This is a genomic window from Shewanella sp. GutDb-MelDb (assembly GCF_002836075.1).
Lineage (GTDB): Bacteria > Pseudomonadota > Gammaproteobacteria > Enterobacterales > Shewanellaceae > Shewanella.
In genome coordinates this window covers 1-18,102 of the sequence record NZ_PJBM01000128.1, presented here as the reverse complement: position 1 = coordinate 18,102, position 18,102 = coordinate 1, and the positions used below count along the sequence as shown (strand labels likewise).

The following is an 18,102-nucleotide window of genomic DNA, read 5'->3' as shown; positions in this document are numbered from 1 at the left end:
AGTGCCAGCATTTGAATACAAAGCATTAGATAAAGCCGGCAAGCAACAAAAAGGCGTTGTTGAAGCAGACACTGCAAGGCATGCCCGAGGCCAGCTCAGAGAGCTACGTTTAATGCCACTGGAAATAACCCCAGTGGTCGAAAAAGAGAGTAAAACAAAATCGGCAGGGGTGAGCTTTTTTAAGCGCGGAATATCAGTGTCTGAACTGGCATTGATCACTCGCCAAATTGCAACGTTAGTGGCGGCGGGCTTACCGATTGAAGAGGCCCTTAAAGCCGTCGGTCAACAATGCGAAAAAGATCGCCTCGCCAGTATGATTATGGCGGTTCGTTCACGTGTTGTTGAAGGTTATAGCTTAGCTGACTCGATGGCTGAGTTTCCCCACATTTTTGACGAGCTCTATCGCGCTATGGTGGCATCAGGTGAAAAGTCTGGTCACTTAGAAGTGGTATTGAATCGTCTTGCAGACTATACCGAGCGTCGCCAGCAACTCAAAAGTAAAATGACTCAAGCGATGATCTATCCTGTTGTCCTAACGTGTGTTGCAGTGGGTGTGATTGCTATTTTGCTTGCAGCCGTAGTGCCTGAGGTGGTTGGTCAGTTTGAGCACATGGGCCAAGCATTACCTTGGACTACCGAGTTACTCATCAGCTCTTCTGATTTTATTCGAGACTATGGACTGGTTGTTCTTGGGCTGCTTATCGGACTGTTTGTGTTATTGAAGCGCTTACTCGTGGTGCCAGCCAATAGAATGAAATACGATACGCTGTTATTGCGTGTTCCCGTGGTCAGTAAGGTCAGTAAAAGTTTAAATACCGCTCGTTTTGCTCGTACTTTGAGTATCCTCGCAGCGAGTTCGGTGCCATTGCTTGATGCTATGCGTATTGCTAGCGATGTATTGATTAATGTAAGAGTTAAAGCGGCCGTTGAAGAGGCCACATCGCGTGTGCGTGAGGGCACAAGTTTGGGTGCTGCTTTAGCAAATACTAAACTTTTTCCGCCAATGATGCTCTATATGATTAGCTCTGGTGAAAAAAGTGGTCAACTCGAGCAGATGTTGGAGCGGGCTGCAGATAACCAAGATCGGGAGTTTGAGTCAAATGTCACGATTGCACTTGGTGTATTTGAACCTATGTTGGTTGTGAGTATGGCCGCAGTGGTGTTATTTATTGTGTTAGCGATTCTTCAGCCAATTTTAGCGCTGAATAATCTGATCAGTGGTTAACGAATAGTTTCGATGTTGGCATTGCCATATAGCGAGATATATAAGTCATTCAGTTAAAGGAAGTTTTCAATGCAAATTCGTAGTAAACAAAAAGGTTTTACACTTTTAGAAGTGATGGTCGTTATCGTTATTTTAGGTATCTTAGCCTCGATGGTCGTGCCTAACTTAATGGGTAACAAAGATAAAGCTGATCAACAAAAAGCGGTTTCAGACATTGTCGCGCTAGAAAATGCGTTAGATATGTATCGGTTAGACAACAGTATCTATCCAACGACAGAGCAGGGCTTAGAAGCGTTAGTGCAGAAGCCAACGATGTCGCCAGAGCCACGTAACTACCGCGAAGATGGTTATGTTAAGCGTTTACCACAAGATCCATGGCGCAATGATTACCTGCTTTTAAGCCCAGGTGAAAATGGTAAGTTAGATATCTTCAGTGTCGGGCCTGATGGCCAGGCTGGTACAGAAGATGATATCGGTAACTGGAACCTGCAGAACTTGCAATAAGATGACATTGTCACGAATTGTTCGAGCACGTCAAGCGGGCTTCACCTTAATGGAGGTGTTGCTCGTGGTGTTACTGATGGGATTAGCCGCTTCGGCTGTGACTTTAAGTATGGGCGGCGCAAGCCAAGAGAAAGCGCTCGAACGTCTGGCTGTGCAATTTATGATGTCAGCTGAGATGGTGTTAGATGAAACGGTACTTAGCGGTCAATTCATTGGTATTGTTGTTGAAAAAGACAGTTATGAATATGTCTATTACGACTACGACGACGGTAAATGGAAGCCCTTAGAACAAGACCGGCTGTTATCTGCAAGGCAAATGGAACCTGGATTTGAGTTACACCTTGTTCTAGATGGTTTGCCGCTAGTGCAAGAAGATGAAGAACAAGACAGCTGGTTCGATGAGCCTTTAATTGAGCCATCAGCGGACGACAAAAAGAAATATCCGGAGCCGCAAATCCTGCTATTCCCGAGTGGTGAAATGAGTGCATTTGAACTGTCTTTCGTCACCCGAAATGAAATGAATAAAGAGATTGAAGTGGTTGTGTTTGGCGATGTGCTGGGTAGATTAAAATTGGACCATGAAGATGATATCTAGTTATTTTCCAGCATTTTCAAGCGCAAGCAACAGAGTGAGTGCTTATGTTTATTAAGCAACGCGGTATGACCTTACTCGAAGTGATCGTCGCGCTAGCGGTTTTTTCTATTGCCGCGGTATCGATTACCAAAAGCTTAGGCGAGCAGATGGCTAATATGCCGATATTGGAAGAGCGCACCATGGCACAGTGGGTCGCGCATAACCAAATGGTTGAAGCCCGCTTAGAGTCTAAGTTTCCTGATATTGGTCGTAAAGATGGCCAAGAGCGGTTAGCGAGCAAAGATTGGTACTGGCGCAAAGAGGTTGTTAAGACAACGGATGATAATTTTAGAATGATACGAATAACCATCAGCGACGATGAGCGCTTTGGTCGTGTCATTGCCGAGGTGAGCAGTTATGTCCTCAAGTCTGACTAAATCTAATCGTGGCTTTACGCTGCTTGAGATGTTGATCGCTATTTCGATTTTTGCTTTGTTAGGGCTGGCAGCCAATACGGTACTGCACACAGTGCTACAAAACGACACGGTTACGCGTGAGTTTGCTGGCAAGTTAAAAGCGATGCAACAAGGCTTTGGGATCATTGAGCGTGATCTAAACCAAATGGTGGCTCGCACGCCAAGGCTGCTTGACGGCGGTCGCGGTACCACGGTATTTCAAACCGGTGACAACATGCTCGACTCAGAATCTGAGTCGCTAGTGTTTTTCCGTTTGGGTTGGTTAAACCCTGATGGTCTATTGCCTCGAGGCAGCCTACAGTCGGTAGCCTACGTAGTGATAGAGGGACAGTTACAGCGTTGGTATTACCCCTATCCAGAGCCTGAAATTGGCGCTGAACCGATAAAAACGGTGATAATGGAAAAGGTTATTTCTGTTGAGTATGCTTTCTTTAGCGACGATAAGTGGGAACGAAAAACCGACGCTACCAAATTACCCAAGGCGATAGCCATGGAAATTGAATTTGAAGATTTAGGCAAAGTTCAGCGTAAGTTTCTATTGCCGTTAGGGGCCCCAGCGGGCAGTAACTCGAGCAATAATAACGGCGGTAATAACAATAACGACACAGAAAAAGACAAAGAAAAAGAAGACACGGGTAATGGTTCGGGCAATAACGGTAAAGGGACTTAACGATGCGGACTAAGCAGCGTGGAGTCGCACTCATTGTCGTATTATTGATTGTAGCAATAGTGGCAATAGTGGCGACCAAGATAACCTCTAGAAACCAGATATCCGTTAGGCGCACCATTAATTTGGCGCAATACGATCAAGCTTTTTGGTATGCCATCTCGGCTGAAGAGATCGCGAAGAAGGTCTTAAAACAAGATTTAGAAGACTCTGATACTGTGCATATGCAACAGTACTGGGCGCAAGCCGATGTGATTTTTCCAGCAGAGAATGGGGAGATCGCCGGTAAAATAAGTGATATGCAGTCATGTTTTAACCTGAATGCATTATCACAGACGACTAAGACAGTAGAAAACGGTCAGCCCAAATTACCTTTGCCCGCAGTGCAATTTAAAGGCTTATTAGTGGCATTGGGTATGGATGACTTTGCGGCCGAGCGCTTAGCGCAAACCTTAAAAGATTATATAGATGAGGATACGACTGCAGGGCCTTACGGTGCAGAAGATGCAGACTATGAGGCGCGTAATGTCCCTTATCGTGCAGCTAATACTTTGCTGAGCCATAAGAGTGAACTGCGTGCGGTGATGGGGTTTACCCAAGATATCTATCTGAAAATAGCGCCGTATGTGTGTGCAGTACCGGGCAATAGCACTATGGTGTTAAATGTTAATACGGTCCCTGTTGAGCAAGCGGCACTGATTGCTGGCATGCTCGATAATAAAATTTCGGTGGGTGAAGCTGAAAGCATCATTAACCAACGCCCAGGTGATGGCTACGAAAAAATAGACGAGTTTTGGGAAAACTCCTCTATCGCCGGCCTAGCCAGTGACGCACAGCTTAAATCAAGTTTTGGTGTGACCAGTAGCTATTTCCTACTGCAAGCGGGAGCCAAAGTTGATAACGCCGTCTTTAGGCTTGAAAGTGTGCTCAAAGGCGATAGCAAAACGCTAGAAGTGTTATCCCGGCAGTTTGGCGGACAAAAATAACAACAGTCCTTTAATGAGTTAAAGAGACTTGTGGAGACAGATCAGTGAGTGAAAGATTATTCATCCGTTTAGGGCAATCATTTGAGCAACCATGTTCGTGGATCGTTTGGTCTGAACAGGAGCAAGAAATTATAGGTTCTGGCGAACTGAGTGACGCCAGTGCGCTATCAACTCTGACTGAAAGAGCGGGTAACCGTGCGGTAGACGTTTTAGTCCCGGCCTCTAGCATTACATTGACCGCAGTGGACCTGCCAGAAAAGGGTCAGCGCCAAGCGATTAAAGCGCTACCTTTTATGCTGGAAGAAAATTTAGCTCAAGATGTTGATGAGCTTCATTTTGTGGTGGGCCCCCGCCAAGGTGACGCACTCAGTATTGCCGTTGTGGCACACGAACAGATGCAAAATTGGATTGAATGGCTAGCTGAAGCTGGGCTTAAAGCCAAGTGTATCGTCCCTGATTGTTTGGCACTGCCGCTGGCAGAGTGTGACTGGGCCGCTATTACTTTTGGGCAAGATATTCTGCTTAGAACAGGCGAAAGCAGTGGTGTTAGCCTTAATAAAGACTGGTTAGATGTGGCTTTACCACAATTGTTACCTGATAGCGCAAACACCACCACTGTCGCAGGCTATACCGAATTAACGTTGACGGGTGTTGATATTAAAGAGCAGCCACTCGACCTCCCTATGCTGGTTTTGGCTCGGGGTATACTGAATGCCCCAATGAATTTACTGTCAGGGGTTTATCAGCCTAAACGCGAATATGGTAAACATTTGAGTCTATGGCGCAATGCCGCCGTTGTATTTGCCGTGGTTGTGATATTGGCTCTGGTAAACAAAGGGCTCAACATTCATCAGATGAATGCCAAAGCTGATGCCGTAAAGCTACAAAGTGAACAGATCTATAAGCAAGTGGTTCCGGGCAGTTCTCGAGTCGTTAATTTACGGGCTCAAATGGAAAGCTATGTTCGCAAGATGCAGGGCGGCGGCAGTGGTAGTGAATTTTTTGCGATGCTAGAAGGTACAAAAGTCGCATTTGCTCAAGTCACGGATTTAAAACCCACCTCATTACGCTTCGACAGTAGTCGCAGCGAGATCCGCATGCAGGTTAAGGCCAAAAGCTACGATCAGATTGAAAAGTTTAAAGAGATAATCTCTCGCTCATATAAGCTCGATGGTGGCGCAATGAATAGCGGTGAATCAGAAGTCACTAGCACCTTAACCATCAGGAGCAAATAAGATGGATAACATTAAAGTATGGTGGGCTGGACTGGTTCTGCGTGAAAAGCAGATGGTCAGCGCTTGTGGTGTAGTGTTATTGATTGGTATTTTGTATTGGGGTATTTGGACTCCGATAGCTAATGCTGAAAATGAGGCGCAGCTCAATCTTGAAGGGCAACTTAGTACGCTAAATTATGTAAAGAAGACCGCTAACCGTATAGCGGGCTTGAAACAGACAAGCCAAGGTAGTGCTTTTAAAGGCAGCTTAAGTGCAGCAGTTAATCAAACCGCAGGTCGTTTTGGTTTGACCATTACCCGTATGCAGCCGCAAGGGAATAAAATCCAAGTATGGATGGATGAAGTTCCGTTCGAAACCTTGCTTAGCTACCTTTATGAGTTGGTTCAAAATCAAGGCTTGTCGTTAGAGAGCCTCGATTTGGCAGAATCTGATACGCCTGGTTTTGTAAATGTTCGCCGAATTCAGTTATCCAAGTAGGATGTTGTTGTGAAATTAGTTAAAAAAATAGCGCTCGGTTTTTTCATCTATTTGGTGTTCCTGCTGGTTTTGTTTCCTGCAAGTATGGCCGTTAAATTGGCCCCTATCCCAGCCAATATCGTTCTCAATGGTGTGTCGGGTACTATTTGGTCTGGCAGTATTGATATGCTTAGCGTGCAAAAACGTCAAGTTGAACAGGTGCAATGGGATTTAAGTATTGCTTCATTATTAACCGGAACGGTTAAGGCTGATATAAGTATCGGGACGCGTAGCAGTGCAGTTAATGGCAAAGGCGTTGTGGCTTATTCATTTGGCGGACTCGATGTCAGTGGTTTGCGTTTTGACGCACCAAGTGACTTCTTGCTTGGCAAGACTCGTTTACCGTTTAAGACCAAAATCAATGGTGATATTAGTGCGTTAGTGAATACTTTTGAACAAGGATTGCCTTGGTGTGAGCAGCTAGTCGGTAAGCTATTTTTAAATAAGGTACAAGTCACCAATCAGTTTGGTAATTACCCACTCGGTGACATTGCTTTAGGCTTAAGTTGTCTTGATGGCAACGTGCAATTAGCCACTGATGAAAAGCTAAACGGATTGGGTTTAGATGGCACCATCGTATTGGCCGACAATAAGATGATGCAGGTAAATGCCAAAATTCGTGAAGTGAATACTCAACCGGATGATTTGAAAAAAGCCCTGGGATTTTTAGGTAAAAAAGACAGCCAAGGCTATTACCCTATTACTTATCAAGGCCGATTGCCGATCTAGGCATTACTCACGGTCATTAAAAAAGGGCACTTTATAGTGCCCTTTTTAGATCGACAAGCTCGCTTTAAATCACGCTGTCGCTGGCGAGTAATTCGTCTAGCAGGTGACGATAATCTGCTATTGCAGGAAAATCGGTAAATGGTTTAACTGGCTTCTGACTATCGGGGTTGGTAACACCTAATTGATAGCCCACCCCTGCCAGTTTCGCAGCCGCTAGAATCGCTTCGTTATCATCAATGAATAAGCAGCGAGCTGGGTCTAAATTAAAGCGCTGAAAAAGTTGCTGCCAGAATAACGGATGCTCTTTTGGGTAGCCGGTTTCATGGCTAGAGATCATTTCATCGAGCCCAAGTGCTAAGTCCGTATGCTGCAGTTTTAGGGCTAGGCCTTTCGGGTGTGCATTTGTTACCAGAATACGGCGCTTATCTGCTTGCTTTAACGCATATAAAAACGGCAAGCTGTCTTGGCGTAGCTGGATCTTATCCACGAGCGTTTTATGTAAGGTCATTATATCTAACCCCATCTGCCGTTCCCAATAGTCTAAGCAGTACCAATCGAGGGTACCCTCTACATTTTGGTAACTCGTCTCAACCCACTCCATTGCTGCTTTCTCTGTGATATTACGTTGTTCACTGAGCGCTTTGGGGATTAAATTTAGCCAAAAATGGTTATCGAAATGAAGGTCGAGCAAAGTGCCATCCATATCGAGTAGAACGGTATCAATTTTGCGCCATGGGAACATAGTTTGCTGATCCTCAAAAATTCAGGTTGTAGATTGCAGGTAGAATAGTAAGATTGTAACTGATCTCGTAAATTTATCTGCATCAACACTGGGATGTGTATGACTAACAAGAACGTTAAACCGGAAATATTGCATGCTGAAGTCGTCGCCAAGAGTCGATTATTTCAAATTGAACAAGTGCATTTAAGGTTTTCGAATCAAGTTGAACGCCAATATGAGCGGATGAAAGGCAATAACCGTGGTGCGGTAATGGTTGTGCCAGTACTTGATCAAAAACAGCTACTGTTAGGTCGAGAGTACGCGGCGGGCACGCACAGTTACGAGCTCGGTTTTCCGAAAGGACTGATTGATCCGGGTGAGAACGCTGCAGAGGCTGCCAACCGAGAATTACAGGAAGAGATTGGTTTTGGCTCGAAAAAACTGACTCATTTGATGGAATTAAGCTTAGCACCAGGATATTTTGCGAGTAAAATGCAGATATTTCTAGCTGAAGAGCTTTACCAGAGTGAGCTGGAAGGGGATGAACCAGAGCCGATAGAGTTGGTCAAATGGCCACTTGATCAGTGGCTGAGTTTATTACAAGAGCAGGATTTCTCAGAGTCACGTAGTGTAAGTGCTTTATTTTTAGCGCAAAAGCATCTACAACTTAAGTAGTTCAACAAATATATTCGGGTAGTGAGGCTGTTGGAGTCGTTATGAAGCCAGAGAGTTACATCGATCAAGTCATTGAAATCGCCACTGTGGCGGGTAAAAGAATTCGCGATATTTACCAAAAAGGTGATTATGATCGCGAGATAAAGTCAGATAACACCCCTGTTACCTCGGCTGATATCGCAGCGCATAATATTATTACCAAAGCGTTGAATGAGTTAACCCCCGATATTCCAGTATTATCGGAAGAAGCTGCTGATATCCCTTTCGCACAGCGCAGTGACTGGCAACGGTATTGGTTAGTCGACCCACTGGATGGTACTGGCGAATTTATCGCAGGTAGTGGTGACTTCTCGGTCATCATCGCATTGGTCGAGCATAATCGTCCTATCGTAGGTGTTGTTTATGTGCCGATGACTGAGGTGTGTTATTACGCGATCGCCGGATTAGGTGCTTATAAGCGTGTAAAAGGTAATGATCTACGCATCAGTAGCCGTCAGATTGGCAAAGATGATAATAGCCCGTTGCGATTGGCGGTCAGTCGGCGTCAAGATCCACAATCGGTGATAAAGCTGTTTAATCAGAATAAGCACTGTGAACTCGTCGTTCTCGGGGGAGCTGCATTGAAAAGCTGTTTAGTGGCTGAAGGTCGCGCCGATAGCTATGTGCGCATAGGCCCCACTGGAGAGTGGGACACTGGCGCCGCGCAGATTATTGTCGAAGAGGCAGGCGGGCAGATTATGGATCTTGCACTGCAACCACTGAGCTATAATGAGCGTGAAAGTTTAGAGAACCCAAATTTCATTGTCGTTGGTTCGCCGAATTTAGCCTGGGACGAGATCCTCACAGCTGAGAGCTAAGTCCTCAGCAGATTGAAGCCATCACAGTGTGATGGCTTTTTTATGGGACTTATTTTGTCATTGTCGTGTAGTTGTAGATCTCGTCAGCCATTTCAAAAGGAAAATCATGTTATTTAGTCGCCGCTTTTTGCCCTACTTCATTACCCAGTGCTTAGGGGCATTAAATGACAATGTATTTAAAAACGTGCTGTTACTGATGGTGAGTTACTCGCAAATTGAGGCTTTACCGATAGATGTGCATCTGTTTGTAAACCTTGCCGCAGGTTTGTTTATACTGCCGTTTTTATTGTTTTCCGCCCATGCTGGCCAAATTGCAGATAGTATTGATAAAGCGATACTGATCCGTCGCCTTAAGGTTGTCGAATTTTTGATTATGTCGGCGGCAGTGTTCGCCATACTCTCCCATAGCTATCTTATTATGTTGCTCTTGCTGTTTTTAATGGGAACGCAGTCTGCATACTTTGGTCCTGTTAAATACTCACTACTGCCACGCGTGCTTAAAGAGAATGAACTAGTATCGGGCAATGCTTGGGTAGAGATGGGCACGTTTTTAGCCATCTTAATCGGCACACTATCCGCAGGGCTGATTGTAGCGAGTGACAATGCCACTTATTGGGCGGCTGGCAGTGTCTTGATACTGGCGATGATCGGCTTACTCGCCAGTTGTATGATCCCCAGTGTCCCGACACCTAATCGGATAAAGCCTCAATTTTCGATTATTTCTGCTACGGTTGCGAGTATTCGTAAGGTCCGAAAAACTAAGGATATCTGGTTAGCCATCTTGGCGATTAGTTGGTTTTGGTTTGTGGGTGCAACCTATTTAACCCAGATCCCTAACTTTGCACGGATCACGCTCAATGCCGACCCAACAGTAGTCTCTTTGTTATTGCTACTGTTTTCAGTAGGAATTGGTATTGGCTCTTTTGTTTGTGAACGCTTGTCTTTCAAACAGGTCGAGTTGGGTGTCGCACCGATCGGACTTATGCTACTCGGCGGCTTTGGCATTGATTTGTATGCTGCATTGCCTGTGGTTTTAGCGTCAGAGCCTGTATTTGATATCCGTTCCTTTATCGCTGATGCTAGTCATTATCGCCTCATGTTTGATCTATTCATGATAGGGGTCGGTGGCGGTCTGTTTATCGTGCCGCTATATACCTTTATTCAAGCTCGCGCAGATGAAAGTGAGTGTGCGCAAGCTATCGCCAGTAATAACATCATGAATGCGCTCTTTATGGTGACATCGGCTATTTTCGCCATGTTGGTGCTAAATGGATTGCAGTGGAATATAGAGCAACTGTTTTTACTGCTCGCTTGCGGCAACGTATTGGTGCTTTTACTGCTATTCGTTTTTTGGCCTGAGCTTGTCGTGAGCGCCATGAGTTATGTGGTGCGTAGAGTGCTGAATAGAGTGACGGTGTCTAATAAGACCAAATTGGCTCCCTTACTGCAGGATAAATCGATGCCGCTAATTGTCGAGTTAACCCCGCTTAACTGGCGTACATTGCTGGTTCTTTACGGTATGTTTAATCGACCAGTGTATTTCGTTACAGATCCACTAAAGGCTGCACAAAGAGGTTTGCTGGCATATATCATTAATAAGCGACAATGGCATGGTGTTACGCTATCGCAATCAGCCCCTGTGTTGGTCTGTATCGCTGGCGCTCAAGCTCAGCCAGTAATTGCCAACGCTAAATTACTCAAGTGCCGTATAGAGCAAAGACAAGCGAGTGGGTTCAGAGGGCAAGTTGAGGTAGGATTTTCGATATGAAAAAGTCGGCTACCTCATGCTTGACGAGATAACCGTTTGACGCGTTTTAATGGTTAAATAGCATCTAACCATTGGTGGACTTCAGCGTGGTTGCCTTTAAATAGTATACGCTCCGCTTTTTTATCAATTTGATATTGATACATAGGGTCGTAATACTTGCTTAGCAGGAGTTCAATCCATTCAAGATGCGCTGTCGTGTCGCCACGGCTTTGTTGAATGTTAAGTGCGTTAGTGATGATGGCTTGGAATTCGTCATGCTGTTTTCCGCCAAGACGCTTCTTGATACCGGTGATACTTAACGCAAGGTATTCCGCGAATGCATTATATCCCGCTTCTTCACCTAAACGTTCAATATAGCCGCTATGCATTTTATGCACATACTCATTGAGCAAGCGTGTCAGTCTGGCTTCTAGGGGCTCTTCTAGCACGACGATATTAGCGGCTTGCATCCCGTTATAAAAAGGTTTTGGTAATGCTGAGCGGCCAATGAGAAAGCTTTCATCTTCAAGTAGTAAGTGTTTGGCGTCGCTGTCTTGATGTTTTAGCAGTGCCACAGCGAGTGCGTTTTCAAAGTTAATCTGCGTGGGTTGAGGTTCATGGTAACGGCCAAAGCTTGAACCACGATGATGCGCAATACCTTCTAGATCGACCGCATCATTGCGGGCTAATAAAAAGTCAGTCTTGCCGCTGCCGGTGATCCCACTTAGGATCAGCATTGGCTTTTGGCTTGGTGCATTATCGATAGTTTCAATCAGAAATTGGCGCATCGCTTTGTAGCCCCCTTCAATAAAGGGGACGTCGATGCCAGCCTCTTTTAACCATTGCTGGGTTAATTGAGAGCGTAAGCCGCCACGAAAGCAGTACAAATAAGCATTAGGATTTTCGGTGAAAAAACGCAGCCAAGTATCAACTCTTTGCTGTTTAATCTCTCCGCCCACAAGTGAGTGCCCAAGTGCTATAGCTGCTTCTTGGCCTTTCGCCTTGTAACAGGTGCCGACAAGCTTGCGCTCTTCATCTTCCATTAGTGGATGATTAGTGCTGCCAAGAAAGGCACCTTTGTCAAATTCAACAGGTGCTCGCACATCCATTATAGGGTGATCACTGACGAGTATTCGTCTGTACTCAGTTGCGCTCACAATGTTGAGTGGCATTAGATAAGCTCCACTGTCGTCGCGGCTTTCTCGACGAGTTGGCCGATACAGATAGGTGCTACACCGTTATCGGTAAGCAATTTTTGTAGCGTAGCTTCACCTTCAACCGACACTGATATCAGTAAACCACCACTTGTTTGGGGATCGCAAATAATCGCTTTCTGCTCGTCCGTTAATGGAGGTAACTGCTCTGCATAACTGTCGAAGTTTCTGTGAGTTCCTCCAGGAATGCAGCCCATTTCTAAATAGTGCCGTGCGTTGGGGAGCAAGGGTAACAAGCTAATATCAATTTTTGCCCCTAGATCTGCGCCATGGCACATTTCTAAAAGATGTCCTGCTAAGCCAAATCCAGTGACATCTGTCAGTGCATTTACCTGTGGGATCTTTGCGATATCAGGGCCTAATATGTTGAGTTGGCACATCGCCTCTGCTGCAGTATTAAGATCCGCATCAGCGAGCTTTTTCTGTTTTTGCGCAGTGGTTAAAATACCGATACCGAGTGGTTTAGTCAGATAAAGTTTGTCACCAACTTTTGCAGTACTGTTCTGTTTTAGCTCTTCAAGTGGAATTTGTCCGGTTACGGCCAAACCAAAAATAGGCTCAGGTGAATCGATACTGTGGCCACCTGCAAGCATAATGCCCGCATCTGCACAGGCTTGTCTGCCACCATCAACCACTTGTTGCGCCACTTCAGCGGGTAATTTATTGACTGGCCAGCCCAAAATAGCGATTGCCATCATAGGTGTACCGCCCATCGCATAGATGTCGCTTATTGCATTGGTCGCGGCGATGCGTCCGAATGTAAATGGATCATCAACAATCGGCATAAAGAAGTCGGTGGTGCTGATAATACCAGTGGTATCGTTCAGTTTGTAAACCGCGGCATCATCTCGCGTTTGGTTGCCAACAAGCAACTTAGGGTCGTGAAATACTGGCAGTTGAGTTGCGAGTATAGTGCCAAGCACTTTAGGAGAAATTTTGCAGCCGCAACCAGCGCCGTGGCTGTATTCGGTAAGTTTGATTTGTTGATCTGACATGAGCTTAAAACGCCCTAAAAGAAGCTAATTAGCCGATCATCATAGACCCATCACCTTATGACTTCAATGAAGTCATAAGGTAAGTTGATGCTTAAGGGGGATCTTGCAGATAAGCATAATAAAAAGCCACTCTATTGAGTGGCGTTAATTATGTTAGCTGAAACTGGCCGTCAGACTGTGCCAACTTTTCTGCTGTTGTTTGAATTGAAGTTTTAATTCTTTGACTCGCGTCATAAGGTCTCTATCTGCAAGTTGTTTACGCTTGGCTTCGAGTAATATTTTTTTAGCATCGTAATATTCAACTAAATGCGCTTTCAATGTTTCATATTCAGCTTGCAGCTTTTCGACTATTTCGTCGCTATTGGGTAGATGGGCCACTTTATTTTGAGTGCGTTTTAACTGCATCTGTAAGCGAGCGCTCTCAATACGCTCTTGTGGCACCACACGGCGACTATGAGTCAGGCCAACGAGTGCTAAGCCATCAATTAGCCACTTGGTTGGGTCATACTGCCACCAGTGAATACCGTTGCGATAGTCGTTTTCAAAAATATGATGGTAGTTATGATAACCCTCGCCGTAGGTTAATAAGGCGATGAAACCGTTATCACGCGCGGTATTTTTATCGGTATACGGCTGTGACCCCCAAATATGGGCAAGAGAATTGATAAAGAAAGTACAGTGATGCACAACCACTAAGCGCAGCAGGCCTGCGAGTAGTAACATGCCGAGGATGTCGCCATTTAACCAACCGAGTAAAATTGGCAGGCCAAAATTCATAATAATCAATAAGGGTAGGTAGTATTTATGCTGCCACATCACAATTTTATCATTCTGTAGGTCACGCACATTCTTGTAATCGTGGTAACGCTGAGATTGATACTCACGTAGCATCCAGCCTATATGGCTATACCAAAATCCCATTTTAGCGGAATAGGGGTCTTTGTCGTTGTTATCGACATGCTTATGGTGAACTCGATGATCAGATGACCAATGCAATGCGCTATTTTGTAGCGCTAAAGCACCACCAAGAGCATATAAGAAACGCACTGAAGCATGTGCTTTGTAAGTGCGGTGAGACCAGAGTCTATGGTATCCACCAGTGATCGATAAGCCACTAGCAAAGGCCAGTACGACAAAGGCAACCCATTCAATGGCTTCAAAGCCGTGGGCAATACCGTACCAAGGAACAAATAACACAGCGGAGGCAAATGTGATGGTAAATAGACTCACATTCATCCAAAGAATAGGAGGTTTTTTCATTATTTTTAATAATCTCTAGTTGAGCGTACAGCTGTACGCTAATTTAACTTGGATAAGAACTTGGGTCAAGTTTGTTGATGCTGCGTTTTGTGTAAAAAAGCGTTATTATTCGAAATATAATTTTTGTGAGTAGGTGCAACATGGGCATAAGAGCACAACAAAAAGAGAAGACGCGTCGGGCGCTGGTCGATGCAGCGTTTAATCAGTTGAGTGCTGAGCGTAGCTTTTCTAGCCTAAGTTTGCGCGAAGTTGCGCGTGAGGCCAATATTGCTCCAACCTCATTCTATCGTCATTTCAAAGATATGAATGAGCTGGGCTTGACCATGGTTGATGAAGGTGGACTGACACTACGGCAAATGATGCGTAAAGGGCGTCAACGTGCTGAGGCGGGTGGGAGTGTCATTCGAATCTCAGTTGAAACTTTCATGGAAGTGATGGAGTCGAATCCAAACGTGTTCCGTATTCTATTGCACGAACGATCTGGCACCTCAGCTCCCTTTAGAGCAGCAGTAGCACGTGAGATAGAGCATTTTATCTCTGAACTTGCACATTATACGGAAGCTACAGCTCATAGATCGCCAGACTTAGCTCATGCACAGGCAGAAGCTTTGGTTACCTTGGTGTTTAATGCCGGCGCCGCCGCATTGGATATGAAACGTACTGATCGTAAGGTATTAGCTGACCGCTTAGTGATTCAGTTGCATATGATTGCTAAAGGTGCAGATGCTTTACAAAGTAAAAGAGATCATAAGTAGCTAACTCAATAACAAAAACGGCATCCCTTTGGATGCCGTTTTTGTTTAATAAAGGGTGAGGTTACTTTTTCTCAAGAAAAACACCAGACTCCATATGGTCGGTGTAAGGGAATTGATCAAATAACGCAAATCGAGTGATCTTATGCGTTTTACTTAACTCTTTGAGATTGTCTAATAGTGTATTGGGATTACATGAGATGTAAATGATACGCTCATAGCCTTGGACTAATTTAACCGTGTTGTCATCGAGCCCAGCACGAGGTGGGTCAACGAAAATGGTATTACAGTTGTAGCCGTCGAGATCGATACCTTCTAAACGTCGATAGCTGCGCTTTTTAGCCATCGCATCGGTAAAGTCTTCAGCAGACATGCGAATGATCTGCAAATTATCTACTTGGTTAATTTTAATATTGTATTGAGCTGACTCAACCGATGGTTTAGCCAATTCTGTTGCTAATACTCGTTCAAAATTTTGTGCCAGCGCGATAGAAAAGTTGCCGTTACCGCAATAAAGCTCGAGCAGATCACCGGTACTGTTCTTAGTGACATCAATTGCCCACTCAAGCATCTTGACGGATACTTTGCCGTTTGGCTGCGTAAAGCTGTTTTCAATTTGATGATATTGCAGCTGTTCGCCTGCCACGTTAAGTGATTCGATGACGAAGTCTTTGTCAAAGACAAGCTTTTGCTTGCGCGCACGACCAATTAAGTTGACGTTAAACTGGCTACTGAGTGTTTGCTTTAAAATTTTAGCTTGCTCTTCCCATTCGCTATCGAGTTGCTTGTGATACAGCAGCGATACTAAAATCTCACCACTTAACGTCGATAGAAAGTCAATTTGGAATAAGCGATGACGCAAGATAGTGTTTGGCTTTAATAGTGCAACCAAAGCAGGCATCATTTTATTGATAAGTTCACTTGCTGGCAGGAACTGATCGCAACGTACTTTACTATCAAGTGCTTTATCGAACATATAGTAGTAGAGGTCTTCACCTTCATGCCACATTCTAAATTCAGCACGCATGCGATAATGAGCAGGCTCAGAGCCAAACGATTCAAGTTCTGGAGTATCAAAATCGGTAAATAGCTGCTTTAGCTTGACGCGCTTTGCTTCGAGTTGCACATCATAGGTTGAAGGGTCCATTGCTGCTAAATTCATATTTTGATCACCGTGAGCATTAAATTAGGGGCGGAATATTATACTAGATAGCTGGGATGTCCAGTTTCCCCTCCTTATTAGACCTAGCTTGTAGGAAAATTTTAACGCAAAATAGTCAATTCTGCTGGGAGTTTCCGAACCACGCAGCTGTATGAACGGATTTACATAATAGTGGAGCACGCATTTGTCTGGACCTATTCTCATTTTTGACTCAGGAATTGGTGGTTTATCGATTCTGGATGAGATCAGAACACTGATACCTGACAAGGACTGTTGTTACTTATTTGATAATGCGCGTCTACCTTATGGTGAGTTAGCGGAGTTAGCACTGATCACCGGCTGCGTTTCACTTATCTGCGAACATGCTAAGCGGATTAATGCCGCTATAGTAGTGGTTGCATGCAACTCAGCCAGTACCCTAGTGCTTCCTATACTAAGAAAGCGGCTATCGATTCCGATTGTTGGCGTGGTACCAGCAATTAAACCTGCAGCAAAAATATCAACACAGCGACATATTGGGCTGCTTGCCACTCCAGGTACGATTAAACGGCCTTATACAAAGGAGCTGATTGATGCATTTGCTGAAGATTGTCGAGTCGAGCTATTTGGTTCATCTGAACTGGTTATGTTGGCTGAAGCAAAACTAGCAGGAACCGCTATCGATATGGCCAAGCTTACTTTGCTGCTCACGCCTATCCGAGAATCGGCACTCGATACCTTGGTGCTAGGTTGTACCCACTTTCCAATACTGGCAGCTGAGATACGGCAAGTACTAGGCAATCACATCACTTTGCTTGATTCGGGTAAAGCGGTAGCGGATCGGGTTGCTTATTTACTAGGAAACGATGCGGCGGTGATATCAGATGACAAAAGACGTGTAAATTACAGTGCGGTGTATACGACGGATGATATTGCAGTAGGGTTGAGAGAAAGGTTAGTTGAAGAGGGGTTCACTAAAATAGAACCACACTCCTCAACACACCTTAGCTAGGCTATGCCTGGCTTTCTGCTTTATCAGCATCTGAATCTTGAGACTTAGCCTCACGAACCTTCAATGTTCTTTCTTGAAAATCATATTCGTTTAACTTAGACATTGCTTTCTTTGCGCCAGCTTCAGACATCTCGATAAATCCGAAGCCTTTACGACGACCTGTTTTACGATCTCGTACTAAGCGGACAGAATTGACCGGACCATACTCACCGAATAAAGCTTTCACTTCACCTTCATGAACACGGTATGGCAGGTTACCTACATATAAGGTCATAGTAGGACCAGTGTAAGGTTCGTTACTGGCAACAGCAGACGTTCCTGATTTAGATTGAATAGAAAAGATAACGCTTGCGATGATCGCGCCAGTAAAGAAAGCAATGGCAGCGTTTAGATCTGGAGCGATCTGAAAAATAGCTAATGCACCAATAATGGCAACGGCTAAAACGATAAAGAATGACTTCTGCATATATATAATCTCTGAAGTGTAAATGAATGGATCGATAACTAACTGTTAATAACTTGCTTATGGTAATGAATTATTAGCCAATACACTAGTGTGTTGCTGAAAAAATGAACTTTATCTACATTCTCTTCCTTTATAGGCAGATTTATCGTCGTAAAAAGCGCGATAAATGTGCACAAATAGACATCTTGGTGAAAAGTTAGGCAAGCGGACATTTTCTTGTAAAAAAGCACTTGCGCTTGCTGAGGAATTCCCTATAATTCGCACCCACTGACACGGCACAGCAGGCCAACTACTTAGGTAGTACGGGACTTGCAGCGGTGTTAGAGAGTTAAATCTCCTCGGAAATTTA

General features: G+C 44.6%; 20 protein-coding genes. 14 read left to right on the top strand and 6 right to left on the bottom strand.

What is annotated here, in order from left to right:
• Position 1: 1 nt before the first annotated feature.
• The 9 genes from gspF (at position 2) to CXF82_RS04155 (ending at position 6,913) form a co-directional block, all read left to right on the top strand.
• Positions 2 to 1,225: a type II secretion system inner membrane protein GspF gene (gene gspF / locus CXF82_RS04195; RefSeq protein WP_101091929.1), complete on the top strand. Its 1,224-nt coding sequence runs from the start codon at positions 2 to 4 to the stop codon at positions 1,223 to 1,225.
• 69 nt (positions 1,226 to 1,294) lie between these two features.
• Positions 1,295 to 1,729, top strand: coding sequence for a type II secretion system major pseudopilin GspG (gene gspG / locus CXF82_RS04190; protein ID WP_101091928.1), 435 nt, complete (start codon positions 1,295 to 1,297; stop codon positions 1,727 to 1,729).
• Positions 1,692 to 2,324 carry a type II secretion system minor pseudopilin GspH gene (gspH, locus tag CXF82_RS04185; RefSeq protein WP_101091927.1) on the top strand — a complete coding sequence of 211 codons (633 nt, stop codon included), beginning with the start codon at positions 1,692 to 1,694 and terminating at the stop codon, positions 2,322 to 2,324. The genes gspG and gspH overlap by 38 nt, the downstream gene beginning before the upstream one ends.
• 44 nt (positions 2,325 to 2,368) lie before the next feature.
• On the top strand, positions 2,369 to 2,740 hold the full coding sequence (gene gspI / locus CXF82_RS04180) for a type II secretion system minor pseudopilin GspI (protein WP_101091926.1): 372 nt from the start codon (positions 2,369 to 2,371) through the stop codon (positions 2,738 to 2,740).
• Positions 2,721 to 3,449, top strand: a complete 729-nt coding sequence (gene gspJ, locus CXF82_RS04175; RefSeq protein WP_101091925.1) for a type II secretion system minor pseudopilin GspJ — start codon at positions 2,721 to 2,723, stop codon at positions 3,447 to 3,449. The genes gspI and gspJ overlap by 20 nt, the downstream gene beginning before the upstream one ends.
• A gap of 2 nt (positions 3,450 to 3,451) precedes the next feature.
• Positions 3,452 to 4,432, top strand: a complete 981-nt coding sequence (gspK, locus tag CXF82_RS04170; RefSeq protein WP_101091924.1) for a type II secretion system minor pseudopilin GspK — start codon at positions 3,452 to 3,454, stop codon at positions 4,430 to 4,432.
• Positions 4,433 to 4,476: 44 nt separating this feature from the next.
• Positions 4,477 to 5,667: a type II secretion system protein GspL gene (gene gspL, locus CXF82_RS04165; protein WP_102043718.1), complete on the top strand. Its 1,191-nt coding sequence runs from the start codon at positions 4,477 to 4,479 to the stop codon at positions 5,665 to 5,667.
• Position 5,668: 1 nt separating this feature from the next.
• The gene (locus CXF82_RS04160) at positions 5,669 to 6,145 is read left to right on the top strand and encodes a type II secretion system protein M (protein ID WP_102039017.1); all 477 of its coding nucleotides are present in this window, start codon (positions 5,669 to 5,671) and stop codon (positions 6,143 to 6,145) included.
• Between the two features lie 9 nt (positions 6,146 to 6,154).
• The gene (locus CXF82_RS04155; protein WP_101091921.1) at positions 6,155 to 6,913 is read left to right on the top strand and encodes a type II secretion system protein N; all 759 of its coding nucleotides are present in this window, start codon (positions 6,155 to 6,157) and stop codon (positions 6,911 to 6,913) included.
• 64 nt (positions 6,914 to 6,977) lie between these two features.
• Here the strand turns inward: CXF82_RS04155 and yrfG are convergent, their stop codons facing one another.
• Positions 6,978 to 7,655 (bottom strand): GMP/IMP nucleotidase, encoded by a 678-nt coding sequence (yrfG, locus tag CXF82_RS04150; protein WP_102043717.1) that lies wholly within the window; start codon positions 7,653 to 7,655, stop codon positions 6,978 to 6,980.
• 99 nt (positions 7,656 to 7,754) lie between these two features.
• Between yrfG and nudE the strand changes: the two genes are divergently transcribed.
• The 3 genes from nudE (at position 7,755) to CXF82_RS04135 (ending at position 10,934) form a co-directional block, all read left to right on the top strand.
• Complete coding sequence (gene nudE, locus CXF82_RS04145; RefSeq protein ID WP_101091919.1) at positions 7,755 to 8,309, top strand: ADP compounds hydrolase NudE; 555 nt, start codon at positions 7,755 to 7,757, stop codon at positions 8,307 to 8,309.
• 41 nt (positions 8,310 to 8,350) lie between these two features.
• Entirely contained in the window at positions 8,351 to 9,166 is an 816-nt protein-coding gene (gene cysQ, locus CXF82_RS04140; RefSeq protein ID WP_102039015.1) for a 3'(2'),5'-bisphosphate nucleotidase CysQ, read from the top strand.
• A gap of 106 nt (positions 9,167 to 9,272) precedes the next feature.
• Entirely contained in the window at positions 9,273 to 10,934 is a 1,662-nt protein-coding gene (locus tag CXF82_RS04135; RefSeq protein ID WP_102039014.1) for an MFS transporter, read from the top strand.
• A 53-nt stretch (positions 10,935 to 10,987) separates the two neighbouring features.
• On the opposite strand, the gene mnmH is transcribed toward CXF82_RS04135, so the two are convergent.
• The 3 genes from mnmH to CXF82_RS04120 form a co-directional block, all read right to left on the bottom strand.
• The gene (gene mnmH / locus CXF82_RS04130) at positions 10,988 to 12,085 is read right to left on the bottom strand and encodes a tRNA 2-selenouridine(34) synthase MnmH (protein WP_101091916.1); all 1,098 of its coding nucleotides are present in this window, start codon (positions 12,083 to 12,085) and stop codon (positions 10,988 to 10,990) included.
• On the bottom strand, positions 12,085 to 13,122 hold the full coding sequence (gene selD, locus CXF82_RS04125; protein WP_101091915.1) for a selenide, water dikinase SelD: 1,038 nt from the start codon (positions 13,120 to 13,122) through the stop codon (positions 12,085 to 12,087). The genes mnmH and selD overlap by 1 nt, the downstream gene beginning before the upstream one ends.
• A gap of 153 nt (positions 13,123 to 13,275) precedes the next feature.
• Positions 13,276 to 14,382 (bottom strand): acyl-CoA desaturase, encoded by a 1,107-nt coding sequence (locus CXF82_RS04120; protein ID WP_101091914.1) that lies wholly within the window; start codon positions 14,380 to 14,382, stop codon positions 13,276 to 13,278.
• Between the two features lie 140 nt (positions 14,383 to 14,522).
• On the opposite strand from CXF82_RS04120, the gene fabR reads away from it, so the two are divergent.
• Positions 14,523 to 15,137: an HTH-type transcriptional repressor FabR gene (gene fabR, locus CXF82_RS04115; protein ID WP_101091913.1), complete on the top strand. Its 615-nt coding sequence runs from the start codon at positions 14,523 to 14,525 to the stop codon at positions 15,135 to 15,137.
• A 61-nt stretch (positions 15,138 to 15,198) separates the two neighbouring features.
• On the opposite strand, the gene trmA is transcribed toward fabR, so the two are convergent.
• A complete protein-coding gene (trmA, locus tag CXF82_RS04110; protein WP_101091912.1) occupies positions 15,199 to 16,296 on the bottom strand; it encodes a tRNA (uridine(54)-C5)-methyltransferase TrmA in 1,098 nt (365 codons plus the stop codon).
• Between the two features lie 184 nt (positions 16,297 to 16,480).
• Between trmA and murI the strand changes: the two genes are divergently transcribed.
• Positions 16,481 to 17,287: a glutamate racemase gene (gene murI, locus CXF82_RS04105; RefSeq protein ID WP_101091911.1), complete on the top strand. Its 807-nt coding sequence runs from the start codon at positions 16,481 to 16,483 to the stop codon at positions 17,285 to 17,287.
• A gap of 1 nt (position 17,288) precedes the next feature.
• On the opposite strand, the gene CXF82_RS04100 is transcribed toward murI, so the two are convergent.
• Positions 17,289 to 17,753 (bottom strand): RNA recognition motif domain-containing protein, encoded by a 465-nt coding sequence (locus CXF82_RS04100; protein ID WP_101091910.1) that lies wholly within the window; start codon positions 17,751 to 17,753, stop codon positions 17,289 to 17,291.
• Positions 17,754 to 18,102: the final 349 nt, after the last annotated feature.

Bases quoted from the DNA above. Each gene is read 5' to 3' on its own strand.
- gspG (WP_101091928.1), top strand. From the start codon at position 1,295: ATGCAAATTCGTAGTAAACAAAAAGGTTTTACACTTTTAGAAGTGATG.
- gspH (WP_101091927.1), top strand. From the start codon at position 1,692: ATGATATCGGTAACTGGAACCTGCAGAACTTGCAATAAGATGACATTG.
- gspI (WP_101091926.1), top strand. From the start codon at position 2,369: ATGTTTATTAAGCAACGCGGTATGACCTTACTCGAAGTGATCGTCGCG.
- gspJ (WP_101091925.1), top strand. From the start codon at position 2,721: ATGTCCTCAAGTCTGACTAAATCTAATCGTGGCTTTACGCTGCTTGAG.
- gspK (WP_101091924.1), top strand. From the start codon at position 3,452: ATGCGGACTAAGCAGCGTGGAGTCGCACTCATTGTCGTATTATTGATT.
- CXF82_RS04160 (WP_102039017.1), top strand. From the start codon at position 5,669: ATGGATAACATTAAAGTATGGTGGGCTGGACTGGTTCTGCGTGAAAAG.
- yrfG (WP_102043717.1), bottom strand. From the start codon at position 7,655: ATGTTCCCATGGCGCAAAATTGATACCGTTCTACTCGATATGGATGGC.
- nudE (WP_101091919.1), top strand. From the start codon at position 7,755: ATGACTAACAAGAACGTTAAACCGGAAATATTGCATGCTGAAGTCGTC.
- cysQ (WP_102039015.1), top strand. From the start codon at position 8,351: ATGAAGCCAGAGAGTTACATCGATCAAGTCATTGAAATCGCCACTGTG.
- CXF82_RS04135 (WP_102039014.1), top strand. From the start codon at position 9,273: ATGTTATTTAGTCGCCGCTTTTTGCCCTACTTCATTACCCAGTGCTTA.
- mnmH (WP_101091916.1), bottom strand. From the start codon at position 12,085: ATGCCACTCAACATTGTGAGCGCAACTGAGTACAGACGAATACTCGTC.
- selD (WP_101091915.1), bottom strand. From the start codon at position 13,122: ATGTCAGATCAACAAATCAAACTTACCGAATACAGCCACGGCGCTGGT.
- CXF82_RS04120 (WP_101091914.1), bottom strand. From the start codon at position 14,382: ATGAAAAAACCTCCTATTCTTTGGATGAATGTGAGTCTATTTACCATC.
- fabR (WP_101091913.1), top strand. From the start codon at position 14,523: ATGGGCATAAGAGCACAACAAAAAGAGAAGACGCGTCGGGCGCTGGTC.
- trmA (WP_101091912.1), bottom strand. From the start codon at position 16,296: ATGAATTTAGCAGCAATGGACCCTTCAACCTATGATGTGCAACTCGAA.
- CXF82_RS04100 (WP_101091910.1), bottom strand. From the start codon at position 17,753: ATGCAGAAGTCATTCTTTATCGTTTTAGCCGTTGCCATTATTGGTGCA.